Below are 20278 nucleotides of genomic sequence, written 5' to 3'. Positions count from 1 at the left end.
ATTTCGTCGCGGCCCGGCGTCGCCTCGTCCGCCGCCGGTCCACCTGGTGGGCGGCACGACGACCCGGCCGGCGGGCCGCCCGTGGCCGGCTGCGAGAATCGGCAGCCGTGAAGACGTTCGAGGAGCTGTTCGCCGAGCTGCAGGCCAAGGCCGCCGCCCGCACGCCGGGGTCGGGGACCGTGGCGGCGTTGGAGGCCGGCGTGCACGCGATCGGCAAGAAGGTCGTCGAGGAGGCGGCCGAGGCGTGGATGGCGGCCGAGCACGAGGGGCCGGAACGGGCGGCGGAGGAGATCTCGCAGCTGCTCTACCAGGCCCAGGTGCTGATGCTGGCCACCGGACTCGACCTCAAGGACGTCTACCGACATCTCTGACGTGCCCCGTCGCGACAACCGTTTCGATCGAAGGAGCACCTGAGATGCTGCGCATCGCCATCCCGAACAAGGGCACCCTCTCCGGGCCCGCGACCCGCATGCTGCGCGAGGCGGGCTACGCCCAGCGCACCGACGACCGGGATCTCGTCTGCCGGGACGAGGCCAACGAGGTCGAGTTCTTCTACCTGCGCCCCCGCGACATCGCCACCTACGTCGGCTCCGGCGATCTCGATCTCGGCATCACCGGGCGGGACCTGCTGGTCGACGCCGCCATCCCCGCCGAGGAGGTCCTCGACCTGGACTTCGGCGCAGCGACGTTCCGGTTCGCCGCCCCGGCGGGGACCATCTCGAAGGTCGAGGAGATCGACGGCCGGCGCGTGGCGACCGCCTACCCCGGCGTCGTCGCCCGCTACCTCGACGAGCACGGGCTCACCGCCTCTGTTGTCCGGCTCGACGGCGCCGTGGAGAACGCGGTCCGGCTCGGCGTCGCCGACATCGTGGCCGACGTCGTCTCCACCGGCGCCACGCTGCGGCAGGCCGGGCTGGCCATCGTCGGCGAGCCGATCCTGCGCTCCTCGGCGGTGCTGATCCGCCGGGTCGACGCCCCGGCCGGCGGCCACCAGGTCGACCAGCTGATCCGGCGGCTGCAGGGCGTGCTGGTCGCCCGCAAGTACGTGATGCTCGCCTACGACGTCCGCGCCGACCTGCTCGAGCGGGCCACCGCGCTGACCCCCGGCATCGAGTCGCCGACGATCTCCCCGCTGCACCGCGAGGGCTGGGTGGCGGTGCAGGCGATGGTGACGCGCGCCGAGATGCACCGGATCATGGACGAGCTGTACGACCTCGGGGCCCGCGCGATCCTGGTCACGGACATCCACGCGTGCCGGCTGTGACGCCGGTGGGGGCGCCGGCCGGGACGGGCCGGCGGTGAAGGCGCTGCCCCCCTGGGCGGCGCTCTGCCTCGCCGGGCTCGGCGGCGTCGCGTCGGCGGCGCAGAGCGCGGCCAACGCCGAGCTGGGCGTCCGGGTCGGCAGCGCCGTGCTCGGCGCGGTCGTGAACAACCTCGGCGGCTGCCTGATCGTGCTCGCCGGGCTGTTCCTGATGCCCTCGATGCGCAGCGGCCTGCGCGCGCTGCGGCACGCCCGGCTGCCGTGGTGGGCGTACCTCGGCGGGGCGGGCGGGGCGTTCCTGGTCACGGCCGCCACCTACGCCGTGCCGGTGCTCGGCGTCGCGGTCTTCACGATCGCCCAGGTGGCGGGGAACAGTCTCGGCGGGCTCGCGGTGGACCGCACCGGGCTCGCCCCGGCCGGTCGGCTCGCGTTGACGGGCCCGCGGGTCGCCGGGGCGCTGCTGGGCATCGGCGCGGTGGCGCTGTCCCAGCTCGGCCGCCCGGTCGGCGAGTTCGCCGTCGGCGTGGTCCTGCTCGCCGTCGCGGCCGGGCTCGCCGTGGCGCTGCAGTCGGCGCTCAACGGGCGGGTCTCGGCCGCCAGCACCACCGCGGCCGGCACGGCGGTGAACTTCGCGGTCGGCACCCCGCTGATCCTGGCGGTGGCGGCGGCGGTCGGGGCGTTCGGCGCCGCCGCCCACGCGCGATGGCCGTCGCAGTGGTACCTCTACTGCGGAGGGCTGCTCGGCGTCTGCATCGTGGTGATCCTGCTGCTCAGCGTCCGCTCGGTGGGCGTGCTGCGGACCGGGTTGAGCGTGGTGGGCGGGCAGCTGGCCGGGGCGATGCTGCTCGACGTGCTACTGCCGGGCAAGCCCGCCGTCACGCCGGCGTTGCTGGCCGGCGCGGTGCTCACGCTGCTCGCGGTGGTCGTCTCCGGCCGTGCCGTGCGTCCGGTCGCCACCGGCACCTGACGGCGGCGCGACCGGGGGCTGGTGGCACACTCGGTACGTGACCTCCTCCGACGTCCTCCGTCTGCGGCCGCACCGGATCAGGGTGACGTGCTGGCTGCTCGCCGCCGCGCTGCTGATCACCTTCACCCTGGTCGGCACGGCGTTGCGCGGGGCCACCGGCGGGGGGATGGGGGCGTTCCAGCGCGGCGACCAGCTCGCCATGGTCGGGCTCGGCCTGTTCGGCGCGGCGATCATCCTGCTCTTCACCCGTCCGAGGGTGGAGGCCGACGCGCGCGGCGTCCGGGTCCGCAACGTGATCGGCTCGTACGAGCTGCCCTGGGAGGTCGTGCGGGCGGTGCGCTTCGATCGGGGCGCCGCGTGGGCGAGTCTGGAGCTGCACGACGACGATCTGATCCCGATGGTGGCGCTGCAGGTGGTCGACCGGGAGCGCGCCGTGGAGGGCGTCCGGGCGCTGCGCGCGCTGCACGCCGCCCACCAGCAGCAGGTGCCCGTCCGGTAGCGGCGCCCCGCGGGGACGTCGCATCGGCGAACGCGAACCCCCGGTTCGCCGATGGCGCGCCGACCTGCTAGCCTTGCTGCGTCGACCGCGCTGTCACCACGCGTGACAGCCGCAAAGCGGAGCGCCTGCTCCCACCCGAGTCGCCCATCTGGTGGCCGGGTCCGGTCACCCGGGTCGGAGCAGTCCGGCTCGGGTCACGCGTCGTTACGACGCCGTTGACCGGTCGAGTGGGCCCTGGCATGTGCCGGGGCCTTCTGCTTTCCCGGGTCGGTTCCCAACCGGGGGGCCGACGGGGGTCGGCACCGAGGAGAACGGACTCGAGGAGGCCCCATCAGCGTCGAGCCACGCGTGAACGAACAGATCCGGGCACGTGAGGTCCGACTGGTCGGCCCTGAGGGTGAGCAGGTGGGCATCGTCCCGCTGGAGCGCGCCCTGCAGCTGGCCGCGGACGTCGACCTGGACCTGGTCGAGGTTGCGCCGATGGCGCGCCCGCCGGTGTGCAAGCTCATGGACTTCGGCAAGTTCAAGTACGAGAGTGCACTCAAGGCGCGCGAAGCCAGGCGGAACCAGCAGCAGACCGTCATCAAGGAGATGAAGCTCCGGCCGAAGATCGACCCGCACGACTACGAGACCAAAAAGGGTCACGTGGTGCGGTTCCTCAAGGCCGGTGACAAGGTCAAGGTGACGATCATGTTCCGCGGTCGGGAGCAGAGCCGCCCGGAGCTGGGTTACCGGCTCCTGCGCCGGCTCGAGTCCGAGATTTCGGAGCTGGGCTACGTCGAGGCCGCTCCGAAGCAGGACGGCCGTAACATGATCATGGTTTTGGCTCCGCACCGAGCCGTCAAGGCGTCCGCCACGGCCGCCAAGGCGGGCTCGCCGCGCGAGCGGGAGGCCGGTGCCGAGACGGCGCCGCCGGCCGAGGCGGCCGGACCCGCCGGGACCACCGGCGAGTAACAGGGGAGAGACGTTTCAGATGCCGAAGATGAAGTCCCACACCGGGATGGGCAAGCGGGTCAAGCGCACCGGCAGCGGCAAGATCGTCGCCGAGCAGGCCGGCAAGCGCCACCTGCTGGAGGGTAAGTCCTCCAAGCGGACCCGCCGGCTGACCGGCGTGGCCGAGGTCGCCAAGGCCGACGTCAAGCGAATCAAGAAGCTGCTCGGCCGCTGACGCGCGCCACCTGACCTGAAGGAGTACGTGAGATGGCACGCGTCAAGCGGGCTGTTAACGCCCAGAAGAAGCGCCGCGCCCTGCTGGAGACCGCGAGCGGTTACCGCGGTCAGCGCTCCCGCCTCTACCGCAAGGCCAAGGAGCAGGTGCTGCACTCGATGCAGTACGCCTACCGGGACCGTCGCGACCGCAAGGGCGACTTCCGGCAGCTGTGGATCACCCGGATCAACGCGGGTGCCCGCGCCAACGGGATGACCTACAACCGCCTGATCCAGGGCCTCAAGCTGGCCGGCGTCGAGGTCGACCGCAAGATCCTGGCCGACCTCGCCGTCAACGACGAGGTCGCGTTCAAGGGCATGGTCGAGATCGCCCGTGCCGCCGTCGCGGCCGAGGGCACCGGCGGCGCCGCCGCGCAGGCCGCCTGACCAGCACGCGTTATCGAGGCGTCTCTCATGTCGATGCATCCGCATGAGGGGCGCCTCGATCGCGTCTGGGACTCCGACGCGCCGCGCTTCACCGCCCGTACCCCGCGGATCGTGGCGGCCCGGCGCCTGCAGCGGCGCCGCGAACGCGACGAGACCGGCCGGTTCCTGGCCGAGGGACCACAGGCGGTCCGGGAGGCGCTCACCGTGCCGGGCGTGGTCCACGAGCTCTTCGGCACCGAAGCCGGCCTCGACCGCTATCCCGAACTGGCCGCCGCCGCGGCCGCGGCCGGGGTGCCGGTCTCGCCGGTGACCGACGACGGGCTCGCCGCGTTGACCGAGACCGTCGCCCCGCAGGGGGTCGTGGCGGTCTGCGCCCACCGCGACGTACCGCTGGCCGCGGCGCTGCGTGAGCCGCCCCGGCTGGCCGCGGTGCTCGCCGAGATCCGTGACCCCGGCAACGCCGGGACCGTGCTGCGCACCGCGGACGCGGCCGGGGCGGGCGCGGTGGTCTTCGCCGGCGACGCGGTGGACCCGTACAACGGCAAGTGTGTGCGCGCCACCGCCGGCAGCCTCTTCCACGTGGACGTGGTGCGCGCCGCCGACCCGGCCGCGGTGGTGGCGGCGCTGCGCGCGTCCGGCCTGGCCGTGCTGGCCGCCACCGGGTACGGCGAGACCGATCTCGACGATCTCGCCGACGCCGGCGGGCTGGCCCGCCCGACCGCCTGGCTCTTCGGCTCCGAGGCCCACGGCCTGCCAGCCGAGCTGGCCGCTGCGGCCGACGCCCGGGTCCGGGTGCCGCTGCACGGCCGCGCGGAGAGCCTGAACCTGGCTGCCGCCGCCGCCGTCTGCCTGTACGCTTCGGCCAGAGCATTGCGATCCAGGGAGTCGTCACGATGAGCGCCCGTCGGCACTCGTTTACCCGGCCCGCCGGTCCCGGCGGGCGGCAGGCCTGATCCCTTCCTGCTCTCCTCCCCGCACCGGTGGGCTACGGCGAAGCCGCGCGTCCGTAGACTCTGATGGCCATTGCGCCCGCGATGGCCGCACGCCGTGAGGGAGTGCCCGCTCGTCATGACCTATCGCAATGATCCGTACGACCCGAAGCAGGCGGCGCTGCTCGACCCCAGCGCGCTGAAGGAGGCCGTCACCTCCGCGGAGATGGCGTTCGCCCACGCCGCCGACCTCGACGCGCTCGCCGCGGTCCGCCACCTGCACCTCGGCGACCGCGCCCCCGTCTCGCTGGCCCGACGGGAGATCGGCGCGTTGCCGCCGGCCGCCAAGTCCGACGCCGGCAAGCGCGTCAACGAGGCCCGTCGCCTGATCGAGGCCGCGTTCGCGGCGCAACAGGTCGAGCTGGAGCGTCAGCAGGCGGAAAGGGTGCTCGCCGAGGAGCGGGTCGACGTCACGCTGCCCTGGGACCGCCGTCCGCGCGGGGCCCGGCACCCGTTGACCACGCTGATGGAGCGCATCGGCGACCTCTTCGTCGGCATGGGGTACGAGATCGCCGAGGGCCCCGAGGTCGAGCTGGAGTGGACCAACTTCGACGCCCTCAACATCCCCGCCGACCACCCGGCCCGCGGCCTGATGGACACGTTCCACCTGGACCTGCCCGGCCTGGTGCTGCGCACCCACACGTCGCCGGTGCAGGCGCGCACGATGCTGCTGCGGGAGCCGCCGATCTACGTGGTCTGCCCGGGCCGGGTCTACCGCACCGACGAGCTCGACGCGACCCACACCCCGGTCTTCCACCAGGTCGAGGGCCTGGTCGTGGACAAGGGCATCACGATGGCGCACCTGAAGGGCACGCTCGACCACTTCGCCCGCGCCATGTTCGGTGCCGACGCCAGAACCCGCTGGCGCCCGCACTACTTCCCGTTCACCGAGCCGTCCGCGGAGTTCGACGTGTGGTTCCCGGGGCACCGGGACGGCCCGCGCTGGGTCGAGTGGGGCGGCTGCGGCATGGTCAACCCCCGGGTGCTGCGCGCCTGCGGCATCGACCCGGAGGTCTACTCCGGCTTCGCGTTCGGGATGGGCATCGAGCGGACCCTGATGTTCCGGCACGGGGTGAGCGACATGCGCGACATGGTCGAGGGCGACGTGCGGTTCACCCGCGCGTTCGGGGTCGAGGTGTAGCCGATGCGGAACCGAGCTTTGGAAACGGCGGTCTGAGTCATGCGAGTTTCTCTGTCCTGGCTGCGCGAGCACGTCGACCTGCCCGCCGATCTCACCGTCGAGCAGCTCGAACGCGCGCTGGTCGGTCTCGGGCTGGAGCCGGAGGCGATCGTCGACCAGGGTGCCACGATCACCGGGTCCCTGGTGGTCGGCGAGGTGCGGCAGATCGAGGAGCTGACCGGCTTCAAGAAGCCGATCCGCCACTGCCTGGTCGACGTCGGCGCCGCGAACGGCACCGGCGAGCCGCAGGAGATCGTCTGCGGCGCGACGAACTTCTCGGTCGGGGACCGGGTCGTCGTGATCCTCCCCGGCGGCGTGCTGCCCGGCGGCTTCGCCATCGGCGCGCGCAAGACGTACGGGCGGATGTCGAAGGGCATGATCTGCTCGGCCCGCGAGCTGGGCATCAGCGACGAGCACGCCGGCATCCTGGTGCTGCCGCCGGACGTGTCCGCCGAGCCGGGCGACGACGCCCGCCCGGTGATCGGGCTCAACGACGTGGTGATCGAGCTGGAGATCACCCCGGACCGCGGCTACGCGATGTCGGTGCGCGGTATCGCCCGCGAGCTGTCGCACGCGCTGGACGTGCCGTTCCGGGACCCGGGCGCGGTGGCGGCGCCGGGCGCGACGCCGACCCCGGCGTACCCGGTGGAGGTGCGCGACCCGGTCGGCTGCGACCGGTTCAGCGCCCGCGTCGTGCGGGGGATCGACCCCGCCGCGCCGTCGCCGGACTGGATGGTGCGACGCCTGACCGTGGCCGGCATCCGCAGCATCAGCCTCGCGGTCGACATCACCAACTACGTGATGCTCGAGCTCGGTCAGCCGATGCACGCCTTCGACCTGGACCGGCTGCGCGGGCCGCTGGTCGTGCGGCGGGCGACGGCGGGGGAGAAGCTCACCACCCTGGACGGGGTGGCGCGGGTGCTCGACGCCGAGGACATGGTGATCCTCGACGACACCGGCCCGATCTCGCTCGCGGCGGTGATGGGCGGCGAGACCAGCGAGGTCGTGCCGGGCGCCACCGTCAACGTGCTCTTCGAGGCGGCGCACTGGGACCCGGTGATGGTCGGGCGCACCGCCCGACGGCACAAGCTGTTCAGCGAGGCCGCCAAGCGCTGGGAGCGCGGGGTCGACCCGGCGCTCACGTTGGTCGCGGTGGACCGGGCGGTCGCGCTGCTGACCGAGTACGGCGGCGGCACGGTCGGCGACGAGATCCTCGACGTCGATCACGTGCGCCCGCTCGCCCCGGTCGTGATCGACGCCGACCTGCCGGCGCGCCGGATCGGCGTGCCCTACCCCGCCGCGCGGGTGACCGAGCTGTTGGAACGGATCGGTTGCGTGGTGGCCGCCGACGGCGACCGGCTCACGGTGACCCCGCCGAGCTGGCGGCCGGACCTGACCGACCCGGCGGACCTGGTCGAGGAGGTGGCGCGGCTCGACGGGTACGACAACGTGCCCGGCGCGCTGCCGTTGGCCCCGGCCGGCCGCGGCCTGACCGACGAGCAGCGGCGCCGCCGTTCGGTGGCGCGGGCGCTGGCCGAGAACGGCTACGTCGAGGTGCTGTCGTACCCGTTCGTGTCGACGGAGTTCGGCGAGGCGCTCGGGCTGCCGGCCGACGATCCGCGGCGCGCGGCGGTGCGGTTGGCCAACCCGCTGTCGGACACCGAGCCGCTGCTGCGTACCACGCTGTTGCCGCCGCTGCTGGCGACGCTGCGCCGCAACGTCGGGCGGGGGCAGCGCGACCTCGCGCTCTACGAGATCGGGGTGGTGTTCCATCCGCGCGCGGGGGCCGCTGCGCCGTCGGCGATGGGCGTGCACGACCGGCCGTCGGAGGCGGAGTTCGCCGCGGCCGACGCGGCGGTGCCGCACCAGCCGTGGCACGTCGCGGCGGTGCTCGCCGGTGAGGTCGAGCCCGGCGGATGGTGGGGCGCGGGCCGGCCGGCGAGCTGGGCGGACGCGGTCGAGGCGGCCCGGATCGTGCTCGACACGGCGGGGCTGCGCGGCGAGCGGGTGGTGGTACGCCAGGGCGAGCGCGCCCCGTGGCACCCCGGCCGCTGCGCCGAGCTGGTGGTGGACGGCACGGTGGTCGGGTACGCCGGTGAGCTGCACCCGGCGGTGGTCTCCGCGTTGGAGCTCCCGCGGCGTACCTGCGCGATGGAGCTCGACCTCGACGCGCTGCCGGCGCTGCCGGTCGCGCCGGCGCCGCGGATCTCCGGTTTCCCGCCGGCGCTGATCGACGTGGCGCTGGTGGTGGACGCCGGGGTGCCGTCGGCCGACGTGCAGCGGGCGCTGCGCGACGGCGCGGGCGAGCTGCTGGAGTCGGTGCGGCTCTTCGACGTGTACGTCTCGGAGCAGCTCGGCGAGGGGCGCAAGTCGTTGGCGTACAAGCTGACGTTCCGGGCCCCGGACCGCACCCTCACCGTCGAGGAGGCGGTGGTCGCCCGCGACGCCGCCGTCGCCGAGGCCGCCTCCCGGGTCGGAGCCGCCCTGCGCGCCTGACGGTCTCTCCGCCCTGATCGACGGGCCCCTCCCGCTGCCGCGCGCCGTGGGACGGGGCCCGTCGTCATATGCGTCGCCATGCAGCAGCGTGCATGACCTTGCAGCCGCCCTCGCATCCTGATACCGTTGCCTGCATAGCAATACGGAGGTGCGTATGGGGATCCGAGTCGCGGTGGCAGGGGCGAGTGGGTACGCCGGGGGCGAGCTGCTGCGTCTGATCGCCGGGCACCCCGAGCTGGACCTCGTCGCGGCCACCGCGCACAGCCGGGCCGGCGCGCCCGTCGCCGCCGTCCACCCGCAGCTCGTCGGGCTGGACCTGGTGCTCGGCGCGACCGAGCCGGCCGCGTTCGCCGACGCGGATCTGGTCTTCCTGGCGCTGCCGCACGGCGAGTCGGCGGCGCTGGCCGCCGCGTTGCCGGCCGGCACCAAGGTCGTCGACCTCGGCGCGGACCACCGGCTGCGCGACGCCGATGCCTGGACGCGCTACTACGGCGGCGCGCACGCCGGCGCCTGGACGTACGGCCTGCCGGAGCTGCCCGGCCAGCGCGCGGCGATCGCCGGTGCGCAGCGGGTCGCCGCCACCGGCTGCTACGCGGTCGCGACGATCCTGGCGCTGGCGCCGTTGATCGCCGCCGGCGTGGTCGAGCCCGACGACGTGGTGGTCGTGGCCGCCTCCGGCACCTCGGGCGCCGGCAGGTCGCCGAAGGTGAACCTGCTCGGCAGCGAGGTGATGGGGGACCTGTCGCCGTACAAGGTCGGGGCGCACCAGCACGTGCCGGAGATCAAGCAGGCGAGCGGGGCGGCGACGCTGTCGTTCACCCCGGTGCTGGCGCCGATGCCGCGCGGCATCCTGGCCACGGTCACGGCGCGGCCGACCGGGTCGGCCCCCGCCGACGCCGCGCGGGCGGCGCTGACCGGGGCGTACGCGGACGCGCCCTTCGTGCACGTGCTGCCGGAGGGGGCGTGGCCGCACACCGCCGCCACCCTCGGCTCCAACGCCTGCCACCTGCAGGTCGCCACCGACGTCGACTCGGGCCGGGTGATCGTGGTCAGCGCGATCGACAACCTCGGCAAGGGCGCCGCGGGGCAGGCCGTGCAGTGCGCCAACATTATGCTTGGTTTGCCCGAAACTACTGGTTTGTCTGTCTACGGAGTCGCCCCGTGAGTGTCACCGCCCCGAAGGGGTTCCGGGCGGCGGGCGTCGCCGCCGGCCTCAAGAGCAGCGGCGCGCCCGACGTCGCGCTGGTCGTCAACGACGGCCCGGACGCGACCGCGGCCGGCGTCTTCACCGCCAACCGCGTCAAGGCCGCACCCGTGCTCTGGAGCCAGCAGGTGCTGCGCGCCGGCATCGTCCGCGCCGTGGTGCTCAACTCCGGCGGCGCCAACGCCTGCACCGGACCGCTGGGCTTCCAGGACACCCACGCCACCGCCGAGCACGCCGCGGCGACGCTCAGCGCGGCCAACCCCCGGCTGCTCGTCGGCGCCGGTGACGTCGCGGTCTGCTCGACCGGCCTGATCGGCGAGCGGCTGCCGATGGAGAAGCTGCTGCCGGGGGTGCGGTCGGCGGTGCGGGGGCTGTCCCGCGATGGTGGCCCGGCGGCCGCCGAGGCGATCATGACGACCGACACCCGGCCGAAGACCACGGTGGTGGCCGGCGCCGGCTGGAGCGTCGGCGGCATGGCCAAGGGCGCGGGCATGCTCGCGCCCGCGCTGGCCACCATGCTCTGCGTGCTCACCACCGACGCGGTCGCCGGCTCCGAGGCGCTCGACGCCGCGCTGCGCGAGGCGTGCCGGCTGACCTTCGACCGGGTCGACTCCGACGGCTGCATGTCGACCAACGACACGGTCCTGCTGCTGGCCAGCGGCGCCTCCGGCATCGAGCCGACCCAGCAGGAGCTGACCGCGGCGGTCACCGCCGCCGCCCACGACCTGGCGCAGCAGCTGGTCGCCGACGCCGAGGGCGCCACCAAGCAGATCGCCGTCGAGGTGGTCGGCGCGGCCAGCGAGGCCGACGCGGTGGAGGCCGGGCGGTCCGTGGCGCGCAACAACCTGGTCAAGACGGCGCTGTTCGGCAACGACCCGAACTGGGGACGCATTCTCGCCGCGGTCGGCACCACCGCCGCCGCGTTCGAGCCGGACGCGATCGACGTGGCCGTCAACGGCGTCTGGGTGTGCCGCGGCGGCGCGGCCGCCGAGGACCGCGCGAAGGTCGACCTGTCCGGGCGGGACGTGGCCATCCGGGTGAACCTGCACGCCGGCGACGCCGCGGCCACGATCTGGACCAACGACCTGTCACACGCGTACGTCCACGAGAACTCGGCGTACTCGACATGAGCGCGCCCAGCGGGCTGACCCGCGACCTGACCGTGGCGCAGGCGAAGGCGGCCACCCTGATCGAGGCGCTGCCCTGGCTGGCCCGGTTCCGCGGTGCCACCGTCGTCGTCAAGTACGGCGGCAACGCGATGATCGACCCCGAGCTGCAGCGGGCGTTCGCCTCGGACATGGTCTTCCTGCGCTACGCCGGCCTCAAGCCGGTCGTGGTGCACGGCGGCGGGCCGCAGATCTCGAAGATGCTCGGCCGGCTCGGCATCGAGAGCGAGTTCAAGGGCGGGCTGCGGGTCACCACGCCGGAGGCGATGGACGTCGTGCGGATGGTGCTGGTCGGGCAGGTCGGCCGCGAGCTGGTCGGGCTGATCAACGAGCACGGCCCGTACGCGGTGGGGCTCTCCGGCGAGGACGCGCAGCTGTTCACCGCGGTGCGCCGCCCGGCGTACGTCGACGGCGAGCCGGTCGACGTCGGCCAGGTCGGCGACGTGGACACGGTCAACCCCTCGGCGGTCTCCGACCTGATCGACGCCGGCCGGATCCCCGTGATCTCGACGGTGGCGCCGGACGCCGACGGGGTGCTGCACAACCTGAACGCCGACACCGCCGCCGCGGCGCTGGCCGTCGCGCTCGGGGCCCGCAAGCTGGTGGTGCTCACCGACGTGCCCGGGCTGTACGCGAACTGGCCCGACACCTCCAGCCTGGTCTCCCAGATCACCACCGATGAGCTGGCCGAGCTGCTGCCGACGTTGGAGTCGGGGATGGTGCCGAAGATGGAGGCCTGCCTGCGGGCGGTGCGCGGCGGGGTGCCGGCGGCGCACGTGGTCGACGGCCGGGTGGCGCACTCGACGCTGTTGGAAGTCTTCACGTCGGAAGGGTTCGGCACGATGGTGGTGAGCGGGTCATGACGTCGCTGGTCGAACGCTGGTCGCAGGCGTTGATGGACAACTACGGCACGCCGCCGCTGGCGCTGATGCGCGGCGAGGGCGCGGTGGTGGTCGACGAGGCCGGCCGCTCCTACGTGGACCTGCTCGGCGGGATCGCGGTCAACGCCCTCGGCCACGCCCACCCGGCGGTCGTCGAGGCGGTCAGCCGGCAGATCGCCACCCTGGGGCACGTCTCCAACCTGTACGTCGCCGAGCCGACGGTGGCGCTCGCCGAGCTGCTGCTGACCCTGACCGGCCGCCCCGGCGCCGTCTACTTCGGCAACTCGGGCGCGGAGGCCAACGAGGCCGCGTTCAAGCTCTCCCGCCGCACCGGGCGCACCCACGTGGTGTCGACGGTCGGCGGCTTCCACGGCCGGACGATGGGGGCGTTGGCGCTGACCGGCCAGCCCGCCAAGGCCGATCCGTTCCGGCCGCTGCCCGGCGACGTCACCCACGTGCCGTACGGCGACGTCGACGCGCTGGCCGCCGCCGTCACCGACCGCACCGCGATGGTGATCCTGGAGCCCATCCAGGGCGAGTCCGGTGTGATCGTCCCGCCGCCGGGCTACCTCGCCGCGGCGCGGGAGATCACCACCCGGCACGGGGCGCTGCTCGCCATCGACGAGGTGCAGACCGGCATCGGCCGCACCGGCCACTGGTTCGCCCACCAGGCCGAGGGCGTGGCGCCGGACATCATCACGTTGGCCAAGGGGCTCGGCGGCGGGCTGCCGATCGGCGCCTGCATCGCGTTCTCCGACTCCTCGGCGGTCGACCCGGCGAGCCTGTTCACGCCGGGCAGCCACGGCAGCACCTTCGGCGGTAACCCCGTCTGCTGCGCGGCGGCGCTCGCCGTGCTGCGCACGATCGCCGCCGAGGGGCTGCTCGACCACGTCAAGCGGGTCGGCGAGCAGCTGCGGCGCGGCGTCGAGGCGCTCGGCCACCCGCTGGTCGCCGGGGTGCGTGGCGCCGGGCTGCTGCTCGGCGTGGTGCTCAGCGCGCCCGCCTCGGGCGCGGTCGCCGGCCTGCTGCGCGACGCCGGCTTCCTGGTCAACCCGATCCAACCCGACGTGGTGCGGCTCGCCCCGCCGTTGGTGCTCACCGCCGAGCAGGCCGACGCGTTCCTCGCCGCCCTGCCCGCCGCCCTCGACGCGGCCGCATTCTCCGGAGACCCCGCATGATCCGTCACCTGTTGCGCGACGACGATCTTTCGCCGGCCGAGCAGTCGGCGGTGCTCGACCTCGCCGCGACGATGAAGGCCGATCCGTACGCGCACCGGCCGCTGTTCGGGCCGCAGTCGGTGGCGGTGCTGTTCGACAAGCCGAGCCTGCGCACGCGGGTCTCCTTCGACGTCGGCATCACCGCGCTCGGCGGCAGCCCGATCATCATCGACACCCAGGCGACCCATTTCGGCCGCGGCGAGACCCTCGCCGACGCCGCGCGGGTGCTGTCGCGCTACGTCTCGGCGATCGTGATGCGCACCCACGGCGACGAGCGGCTGGCCGAGGTGGCCTCCGGCTCGACGGTGCCGGTGGTCAACGCCCTGACCGACGGCTTCCACCCGTGTCAGATGCTCGCCGACCTGCTCACCATCCGCGAGCGCTGCGGCGGCACCGCTGGGCGGACGCTGGCGTACGTCGGGGACGCGGCCAACAACATGGCGCACTCGTACCTGCTGGCCGGGGTCACCGCCGGGATGCACGTGCGGGTCGCCGGCCCCTCCGGCTACGACCCGTCGCCCGGGGTGGTCAACCGGGCCGACGAGATCGCGGCCTGGACGGGCGGCTCGGTGCAGGTGCTGCGCGATCCGTGGGAGGCGGTCGACGGGGCCGACGTGGTCGCCACCGACACCTGGACGTCGATGGGTCAGGAGGGCGACGGCCGCGACCGGCTCACCCCGTTCTGGCCGTACCAGGTGAACGCGAAGCTGCTCGGGGCGGCCGCGCCCGAGGCGATCGTGCTGCACTGCCTGCCCGCGCACCGCGGCGAGGAGATCACCGACGAGGCGCTCGACGGTCCGCAGAGCGCGGTCTTCGACCAGGCGGAGAACCGGCTGCACGCGCAGAAGGCGCTGCTCGCCTGGTTGCTGGCCGCCAGCTCGCCGGGCGGCCCGCGGTGACCGCACCCGTCACCCGTACGGCCCGGCACGCCCGGATCGTCGAGCTGATCCGCGACAGGGCGATCCGCTCCCAGACCGAGCTGGCCGAGCTACTGGCCGATGAGGGGGTGCAGGTGACCCAGGCGACGCTGTCGCGGGACCTGGAGGAGCTGGGGGCGGTCAAGGTACGCGGCGGCGACGGCCCGGCGGTCTACCTGATCCCGGAGGACGGCAACCGGCCGCTGCGGCCGGCCGAGCAGGCGCCGGCCCGGCTGGTCCGGCTGCTGCACGAGCTGCTCACCGGGGTCGACTCCAGCGGCACCATCGCCGTGCTGCGCACCCCGCCCGGGGCGGCGCAGTTCCTGGCCAGCGCGCTCGACCGGTCGGGACTGCCGGAGATCGTCGGCACCATCGCCGGCGACGACACCATCCTCGTGGTGGCCCGCGAAGAGGTCGGCGGCGCCGCGCTGGCGGAGAAACTCTCCGGCTGGGCGGCGAGCCAAGCGGGGTAACCGCAACTGAGACGTTTTCCATGAACAAGACAATCCGGAAGGGAGTAATACATCGTGACTGAGCGGGTCGTACTGGCGTATTCGGGGGGTCTCGACACCTCGGTCGCCATTCCCTACCTGGCCGAGCAGATCGGCGCCGAGGTCATCGCCGTCGCCGTCGACGTGGGCCAGGGTGGCGAGGACATGAACGTCATCCGGCAGCGGGCGCTCGACTGCGGCGCCGTGGAGTCCGAGGTGATCGACGCGCGCGACGAGTTCGCCGCCGACTTCTGCCTGCCGGCGATGCGCGCCAACGCGCTCTACATGGACCGCTACCCGCTGGTGTCGGCGCTGAGCCGCCCGCTGATCGTCAAGCACCTGGTCGCCGCGGCCAAGAAGTACGGCGGCACGGTCGTGTCGCACGGCTGCACCGGCAAGGGCAACGACCAGGTCCGGTTCGAGGTCGGCATCGGCGCGCTCGCGCCCGACCTGAAGGTGATCGCGCCCGCCCGGGACTTCGCCTGGACCCGTGACAAGGCGATCGCGCTGGCCGAGGAGAAGGGGCTGCCGATCGACGTCACCCACAAGTCGCCGTACTCCATCGACCAGAACCTGTGGGGCCGCGCCGTCGAGACCGGCTTCCTCGAGGACATCTGGAACGCCCCGATCGAGGACCTCTACTCGTACACGTCCAACCCGGCGGAGCCGCGCGACGCCGACGAGGTCGTGATCACCTTCGACCGCGGCGTGCCGGTCGCGATCGACGGCGAGACCGTGACGCCGCTGCAGGCCGTGACCGAGCTCAACCGCCGGGCCGGGGCCCAGGGCGTGGGCCGGCTGGACATGGTCGAGGACCGGCTGGTCGGCATCAAGAGCCGCGAGGTGTACGAGGCGCCCGGCGCGATCGCGCTGATCACCGCGCACCAGGAGCTGGAGAACGTCACCGTCGAGCGTGACGTGGCCCGGTTCAAGAAGGGCGTGGACCAGCGCTGGGGCGAGCTGGTCTACGACGGCCTGTGGTTCTCGCCGCTCAAGGCCGCGCTCGACGCGTTCATCGACGAGACGCAGCAGCACGTCAGCGGCGAGGTGCGGCTGACGCTGCACGGTGGCCGTGCGGTGGTCACCGGCCGGCGCTCCGAGGCCAGCCTGTACGACTTCAACATGGCCACCTACGACACCGGCGACACGTTCGACCAGTCGCTGGCCAAGGGCTTCGTGCAGCTGTGGGGCCTGCCGAGCCGGATGGCGGCGGCGCGGGACGCCCGCCTCGGCGACCAGTCCTGACGGGGGAGCGGGGCGGGGCGGTGGCCCCGCGCTCGCAGGAAGGGATCTTCTCAGTGAGAATGGCCGACGTGGACGACAAGAGCTTGACCGAGAACAGCGCCGCGACCAACCGCACCAGCCTCTGGGGTGGCCGGTTCGCCGGGGGACCCGCCGAGGCGCTGGCCCGGCTGTCGGTCAGCGTCCAGTTCGACTGGCGGCTCGCCCCGTACGACCTGGCCGGGTCGCGCGCGCACGCCCGCGTGCTGGCCCGCGCCGGCCTGCTCGACGCCGAGGAGCTGGGCAGGATCCTGGCGGCGCTGGACGACCTGGAGGCGGCCTGCGCCTCCGGGTCGTTCCGCCCCACCGTCGACGACGAGGACGTGCACACCGCCCTGGAGCGGGGGCTGCTGGAGCGGCTCGGCACGCTCGGCGGCAAGCTGCGCGCGGGGCGCTCCCGCAACGACCAGGTCGCTACCGACCTGCGGCTCTACCTGCGCGACCACGCCCGCGGCGTGGCCGCCCGGCTGATCGAGCTCGCCGAGGCGCTGGTCGAGCAGGCGTCGCGGCACGTGGAGACGCCGGCGCCCGGCATGACCCACGTCCAGCACGCCCAGCCGGTCACGTTCGGGCACTGGCTGCTGGCACACGTCCAGCCGCTGCTGCGGGACCTCGACCGGCTGCGCGACTGGGACGCCCGTACCGCGATCTCGCCGCTCGGCGCGGGTGCGCTCGCCGGCTCGTCGCTGCCGCTCGACCCGGTCCGGGTCGCCAAGGAGCTGGGCTTCACCGCGCCGGCGGCCAACTCGATGGACGCCGTCGCCGACCGGGACTTCGTCGCGGAGTTCCTGTTCATCACCGCGATGGCCGGGGTGCACCTGTCCCGCCTCGGCGAGGAGGTGGTGATGTGGACGTCGCAGGAGTTCGGCTGGGTCGAACTCGACGACGCGTTCGCCACCGGGTCGTCGATCATGCCGCAGAAGAAGAACGCCGACATCGCCGAGCTGGCGCGGGGCAAGTCGGGTCGGCTGGTCGGCGGGCTGGTCACCGTGCTGACCATGCTCAAGGGCCTGCCGCTGACGTACGACCGGGACATGCAGGAGGACAAGGAGCCGGTCTTCGACGCGGTCGACACGCTGGAGCTGCTGCTGCCGGCGCTGGCCGGCATGATCTCCACGATGACGGTCCGGGTGGACCGGCTCGCCGCGGCCGCCCCGGTCGGCTACACCCTGGCCACCGAGGTTGCCGACTGGTTGGTCCGCAAGGGCGTGCCGTTCCGCGAGGCGCACGAGGTGACCGGACGGCTGGTCGCGCTCTGCGTCGCCCGCGACTGCGCGCTCGACGAGGTCTCGGACGAGGACCTGCGCCTGGTCAGCGAGCACCTCGACCCCGGCGTGCGCGACGTCCTCTCGGTGCGCTCCGCGCTGGCGGCCCGCACCACCCCCGGCTCGACCGGCCCCGGCCCGGTCGCCGACCAACTCGCCGCCGCCGCGGATCAGCTGGCCACCTGGCGCACCTGGGCCGCCGCCCAAGTCGTCCCCCGCTAACCCCTCAAGATCCGCGTGATCAGGGACCGACTCGCGCGCGTCGTCGGCGTGCCGTGAGAGGAACCGCCTGATCACGCGGATCATGATCGGCCCGGGGCCGGGGTCAGGGTGATCGTCGGGGTGCGTCGGAACGGGCCTCGATCGCGCGGAGCACCGCGACCATGTCGGCCTCGCCGTGACCGAGCGACAGCGTGTCGCCGTACAGGGCGTGGCAGACGTCGAGCAGCGGCGATGCCAGCCCGGCCGCGCGGGCGGCCTCGGCCACGAGCCGGTTGTTCTCCAGGACGTTGGCGATCGAGGCCTGTACGTCGAAGTCGCGGTCCACGAGTTTCACCGCCTTCACCCGCGACACGCTGCTCGCCATCGGCCCGGCGTCGAGCACCGTCAGGAACTGCCCCATGTCCAGACCGTGCCGGTCGGCGAAGTGGACGGCTTCGGCGAGCCCGGTGACCATCGTGATCAGGAACAGGTTGACCGCGAGCTTCATCAGCAGCGCGTTCGGAACCGGTCCGCAGATGATCGTCTCGTGGCACATGGGTCGCAGCAGCGGGCGCACGGTCTCCGTCGCGGCCGGCTCGCCCGCCACCATCGCCACCAGTTGCCCGGCCTCGGCGGGCTTGCGGGAACCGGAGACCGGGGCCTCGACGTAGCTCCCACCGGCCGCCCGGATGTCGGCGTCGAGCAGTCGCGAGTAGCCGGGTGAGGTCGTACCCATGTGGACGATCGTGCGGCCCGCGACGTTCTGCGCGAACCGCGCGGTGCCGCGGGCCAGCGTGGCGTCGATCGCGGCGCCGTCGGCGAGCATGACGAACACGACGCGTGCCCGCCGGAGGACCTCCGTCGGGCTCGGCGCGACGGTGGCGCCGGCCGCGCGGAGCGCCTCGCTCCGGGCGGCGGTGCGGTTCCACACGATCAGCGACGTGGCGCGGGCCAGGTTGAGGGCCATGGGCTGCCCCATGACGCCGAGACCGATGAAGCCAATGTCCACCCGCGCCCCCACCGAACGCACGTCGGATCGTTCGGGACCGAGCGTCTCCGGTGGAGTGCGCCGGGGCCAGCGCCAATCGCGCGATCCTGGATATCGCCGGCGGTGCGGGCTGATCGATGCCCGGCCGCGCCGGCGCCGGCCCGCCGGGCGCGGACTCGTCGTGCGGCGTACCGGACCCGTGTGCTGTGCTTGCCGGCATGACGGAGAACGGCTTTCCGGTATGACGGACAACGCGACGTCGGAGCTGGCCGAGCTGCTCGCCGGGCCGGTCGTGCCGGCCGCGCGCGGGCTGCTCGGCTGCCACCTCGACGCGAACGGCGTCACGGTGCGGATCACCGAGGTCGAGGCGTACGCCGGCACCGCCGGGGACCCCGCCTCGCACGCCCATCGGGGCCGCACGGCACGCAACGCCGTCATGTTCGGCCCCTCCGGATACGCCTACGTGTACTTCACGTACGGGATGCACTGGTGCATGAACGTCGTGACCGGGCCCGAAGGGGAGGCCTCGGCGGTGCTGCTGCGCGCCGGCGAGGTGATCGACGGCCTCGAGGTCGCGCGGGCGCGGCGAACCGCCGTACGCCGGGATTTAGATCTTGCGCGTGGTCCCGCGCGGCTCTGCGCGGCGCTCGGCCTGGACGGCGCGGCATACGGCCGCTACCTGCTCGGCGACGGGCCGGTGCGGCTGACGCCGGCGCCGACGCCGGTCCCGCCGGACGAGATCGTGTCGGGTCCGCGGGTCGGGGTGACCGGCGCGCACGACCGGCCGTGGCGGTTCTGGCTCGACGGTGACCCGACGGTGAGCCAGTACCGCCGGCACGTGCCGCGGCGCCGACCCACCATCGCGCCCTAGTCGCGCCGGCTGCGGCCGATCGCGCCGCACCGCCTCCGGGGTACGCCCCACAGCGCCGACCCGTCGTCCACCAGCAGGATCGGACGCCGGCGTGCCACCGCCCGTCCGCGCGATCGCGCCGGGAATCCCCGGTCGGCGGGGGCGGTTACATCTTCGCGACACCCGAACCCGGATGGTCCGCGACGCGGGCCGGGCCGGGAGGGGGAATCGCCAGCGCGCCCCGGTGGTTGTGCTGGTGGCGGGGCTGAGGCTCCCGGAGACGATCGGTGACATCCGATCTCGCGGGGGAATGTCCCGGAGCGGTAGCCGGTTGTACTACCGGCGAGGGCGACTCCCGGTCGTCCGGTTCGCCGGACGGGTCGGGAATGGCCCAGGTTCGGAAGCGGTTACATCCGATACGGCCCCGCTGCGGCGCCGCCGATCGGGAGTGACCTGGCGAACAGGTCCGGCGATTTGGCGATGCCCAACCGGGTCGGTAATGTTTGACCCCGGCGGGGGAACGGACGCGGTAGCGGCCGGCCTGCTAAATCCCTTGAGTGCGCGTGGTGGGTGGCTGCTGTGTGTGTTCGGGGGGCTCGGTGGTGTAAAGCGTGATAATCCGGTGGATACCGGGTTGACATGGCGGAAGCGGCCGGGTAACGTAGTCGGAGTGCCTGGCGGTGCCGGGCGAAATAAACAAAGCCCCGATGGGTGTTCCACTTGGTGGTTCGCTTGTTGGTGTGTGTTTGTTCTTTGAGAACTCAACAGGGTGCTTGATAAGCCAGTGCCAAATTGATTTATACCCCGGCCGGCTTGGATCTTTATGGTTCTT

Annotated in this window: 20 protein-coding genes; 19 read left to right on the top strand and 1 reads right to left on the bottom strand. The window is 73.3% G+C overall.

Annotated features, from left to right (window positions below; translation table 11 throughout):
- The first annotated feature begins 107 nt into the window (after nucleotides 1–107).
- The 18 genes from BLW47_RS20445 (at nucleotide 108) to argH (ending at nucleotide 17629) form a co-directional block, all read left to right on the top strand.
- The gene (locus BLW47_RS20445; protein ID WP_091560522.1) at nucleotides 108–371 is read left to right on the top strand and encodes a phosphoribosyl-ATP diphosphatase; all 264 of its coding nucleotides are present in this window, start codon (nucleotides 108–110) and stop codon (nucleotides 369–371) included.
- Nucleotides 372–415: 44 nt separating this feature from the next.
- The gene (gene hisG, locus BLW47_RS20440) at nucleotides 416–1264 is read left to right on the top strand and encodes an ATP phosphoribosyltransferase (RefSeq protein WP_091560517.1); all 849 of its coding nucleotides are present in this window, start codon (nucleotides 416–418) and stop codon (nucleotides 1262–1264) included.
- Nucleotides 1265–1298: 34 nt separating this feature from the next.
- Entirely contained in the window at nucleotides 1299–2228 is a 930-nt protein-coding gene (locus tag BLW47_RS20435) for a DMT family transporter (RefSeq protein ID WP_091560514.1), read from the top strand.
- A 37-nt stretch (nucleotides 2229–2265) separates the two neighbouring features.
- Nucleotides 2266–2727, top strand: coding sequence for a PH domain-containing protein (locus BLW47_RS20430; protein ID WP_091560510.1), 462 nt, complete (start codon nucleotides 2266–2268; stop codon nucleotides 2725–2727).
- 348 nt (nucleotides 2728–3075) lie between these two features.
- Nucleotides 3076–3681, top strand: coding sequence for a translation initiation factor IF-3 (infC, locus tag BLW47_RS20425; RefSeq protein ID WP_091560507.1), 606 nt, complete (start codon nucleotides 3076–3078; stop codon nucleotides 3679–3681).
- Nucleotides 3682–3700: 19 nt separating this feature from the next.
- Nucleotides 3701–3895: a 50S ribosomal protein L35 gene (gene rpmI, locus BLW47_RS20420; protein WP_091560503.1), complete on the top strand. Its 195-nt coding sequence runs from the start codon at nucleotides 3701–3703 to the stop codon at nucleotides 3893–3895.
- Between the two features lie 32 nt (nucleotides 3896–3927).
- Nucleotides 3928–4320: a 50S ribosomal protein L20 gene (rplT, locus tag BLW47_RS20415; protein ID WP_091560501.1), complete on the top strand. Its 393-nt coding sequence runs from the start codon at nucleotides 3928–3930 to the stop codon at nucleotides 4318–4320.
- A gap of 27 nt (nucleotides 4321–4347) precedes the next feature.
- Complete coding sequence (locus BLW47_RS20410) at nucleotides 4348–5217, top strand: TrmH family RNA methyltransferase (protein WP_091560496.1); 870 nt, start codon at nucleotides 4348–4350, stop codon at nucleotides 5215–5217.
- Nucleotides 5218–5388: 171 nt separating this feature from the next.
- Nucleotides 5389–6450, top strand: coding sequence for a phenylalanine--tRNA ligase subunit alpha (gene pheS, locus BLW47_RS20405; protein WP_091560491.1), 1062 nt, complete (start codon nucleotides 5389–5391; stop codon nucleotides 6448–6450).
- A 39-nt stretch (nucleotides 6451–6489) separates the two neighbouring features.
- Nucleotides 6490–8985 (top strand): phenylalanine--tRNA ligase subunit beta, encoded by a 2496-nt coding sequence (pheT, locus tag BLW47_RS20400; RefSeq protein ID WP_091560487.1) that lies wholly within the window; start codon nucleotides 6490–6492, stop codon nucleotides 8983–8985.
- 154 nt (nucleotides 8986–9139) lie between these two features.
- The gene (gene argC, locus BLW47_RS20395; RefSeq protein ID WP_091560483.1) at nucleotides 9140–10150 is read left to right on the top strand and encodes an N-acetyl-gamma-glutamyl-phosphate reductase; all 1011 of its coding nucleotides are present in this window, start codon (nucleotides 9140–9142) and stop codon (nucleotides 10148–10150) included.
- Nucleotides 10147–11319, top strand: coding sequence for a bifunctional glutamate N-acetyltransferase/amino-acid acetyltransferase ArgJ (gene argJ, locus BLW47_RS20390; RefSeq protein ID WP_091560480.1), 1173 nt, complete (start codon nucleotides 10147–10149; stop codon nucleotides 11317–11319). The genes argC and argJ overlap by 4 nt, the downstream gene beginning before the upstream one ends.
- Nucleotides 11316–12218 carry an acetylglutamate kinase gene (gene argB, locus BLW47_RS20385; RefSeq protein ID WP_091560478.1) on the top strand — a complete coding sequence of 301 codons (903 nt, stop codon included), beginning with the start codon at nucleotides 11316–11318 and terminating at the stop codon, nucleotides 12216–12218. The genes argJ and argB overlap by 4 nt, the downstream gene beginning before the upstream one ends.
- A complete protein-coding gene (locus BLW47_RS20380; protein ID WP_091560475.1) occupies nucleotides 12215–13414 on the top strand; it encodes an acetylornithine transaminase in 1200 nt (399 codons plus the stop codon). Before argB ends, BLW47_RS20380 begins: the two co-directional genes overlap by 4 nt.
- Nucleotides 13411–14352, top strand: coding sequence for an ornithine carbamoyltransferase (gene argF / locus BLW47_RS20375; RefSeq protein WP_091560472.1), 942 nt, complete (start codon nucleotides 13411–13413; stop codon nucleotides 14350–14352). Before BLW47_RS20380 ends, argF begins: the two co-directional genes overlap by 4 nt.
- The gene (locus BLW47_RS20370) at nucleotides 14349–14843 is read left to right on the top strand and encodes an arginine repressor (RefSeq protein ID WP_091560468.1); all 495 of its coding nucleotides are present in this window, start codon (nucleotides 14349–14351) and stop codon (nucleotides 14841–14843) included. The genes argF and BLW47_RS20370 overlap by 4 nt, the downstream gene beginning before the upstream one ends.
- Nucleotides 14844–14897: 54 nt before the next feature.
- Entirely contained in the window at nucleotides 14898–16106 is a 1209-nt protein-coding gene (locus tag BLW47_RS20365; protein ID WP_091560464.1) for an argininosuccinate synthase, read from the top strand.
- Nucleotides 16107–16165: 59 nt separating this feature from the next.
- A complete protein-coding gene (gene argH / locus BLW47_RS20360; protein ID WP_091560460.1) occupies nucleotides 16166–17629 on the top strand; it encodes an argininosuccinate lyase in 1464 nt (487 codons plus the stop codon).
- A 103-nt stretch (nucleotides 17630–17732) separates the two neighbouring features.
- Here the strand turns inward: argH and BLW47_RS20355 are convergent, their stop codons facing one another.
- Nucleotides 17733–18638 (bottom strand): NAD(P)-dependent oxidoreductase, encoded by a 906-nt coding sequence (locus BLW47_RS20355; protein WP_245736815.1) that lies wholly within the window; start codon nucleotides 18636–18638, stop codon nucleotides 17733–17735.
- 199 nt (nucleotides 18639–18837) lie between these two features.
- On the opposite strand from BLW47_RS20355, the gene BLW47_RS20350 reads away from it, so the two are divergent.
- The gene (locus tag BLW47_RS20350) at nucleotides 18838–19467 is read left to right on the top strand and encodes a DNA-3-methyladenine glycosylase (RefSeq protein WP_091560452.1); all 630 of its coding nucleotides are present in this window, start codon (nucleotides 18838–18840) and stop codon (nucleotides 19465–19467) included.
- Nucleotides 19468–20278: the final 811 nt, after the last annotated feature.

It is taken from the genome of Micromonospora pattaloongensis, from assembly GCF_900107255.1.
In the GTDB taxonomy this organism is placed as follows: Bacteria; Actinomycetota; Actinomycetes; order Mycobacteriales; family Micromonosporaceae; genus Micromonospora_I; species Micromonospora_I pattaloongensis.
This window is presented reverse-complemented; position numbering and strand designations above follow the sequence as displayed.

What these genes read in the sequence shown, in the direction of transcription:
- rpmI (WP_091560503.1), top strand. Translation starts at nt 3,701, where the DNA reads ATGCCGAAGATGAAGTCCCACACCGGGATGGGCAAGCGGGTCAAGCGC.
- BLW47_RS20410 (WP_091560496.1), top strand. Translation starts at nt 4,348, where the DNA reads ATGTCGATGCATCCGCATGAGGGGCGCCTCGATCGCGTCTGGGACTCC.
- hisG (WP_091560517.1), top strand. Translation starts at nt 416, where the DNA reads ATGCTGCGCATCGCCATCCCGAACAAGGGCACCCTCTCCGGGCCCGCG.
- pheS (WP_091560491.1), top strand. Translation starts at nt 5,389, where the DNA reads ATGACCTATCGCAATGATCCGTACGACCCGAAGCAGGCGGCGCTGCTC.
- BLW47_RS20380 (WP_091560475.1), top strand. Translation starts at nt 12,215, where the DNA reads ATGACGTCGCTGGTCGAACGCTGGTCGCAGGCGTTGATGGACAACTAC.
- BLW47_RS20350 (WP_091560452.1), top strand. Translation starts at nt 18,838, where the DNA reads ATGACGGACAACGCGACGTCGGAGCTGGCCGAGCTGCTCGCCGGGCCG.
- argC (WP_091560483.1), top strand. Translation starts at nt 9,140, where the DNA reads ATGGGGATCCGAGTCGCGGTGGCAGGGGCGAGTGGGTACGCCGGGGGC.
- argH (WP_091560460.1), top strand. Translation starts at nt 16,166, where the DNA reads ATGGCCGACGTGGACGACAAGAGCTTGACCGAGAACAGCGCCGCGACC.
- argF (WP_091560472.1), top strand. Translation starts at nt 13,411, where the DNA reads ATGATCCGTCACCTGTTGCGCGACGACGATCTTTCGCCGGCCGAGCAG.
- rplT (WP_091560501.1), top strand. Translation starts at nt 3,928, where the DNA reads ATGGCACGCGTCAAGCGGGCTGTTAACGCCCAGAAGAAGCGCCGCGCC.
- pheT (WP_091560487.1), top strand. Translation starts at nt 6,490, where the DNA reads ATGCGAGTTTCTCTGTCCTGGCTGCGCGAGCACGTCGACCTGCCCGCC.
- argB (WP_091560478.1), top strand. Translation starts at nt 11,316, where the DNA reads ATGAGCGCGCCCAGCGGGCTGACCCGCGACCTGACCGTGGCGCAGGCG.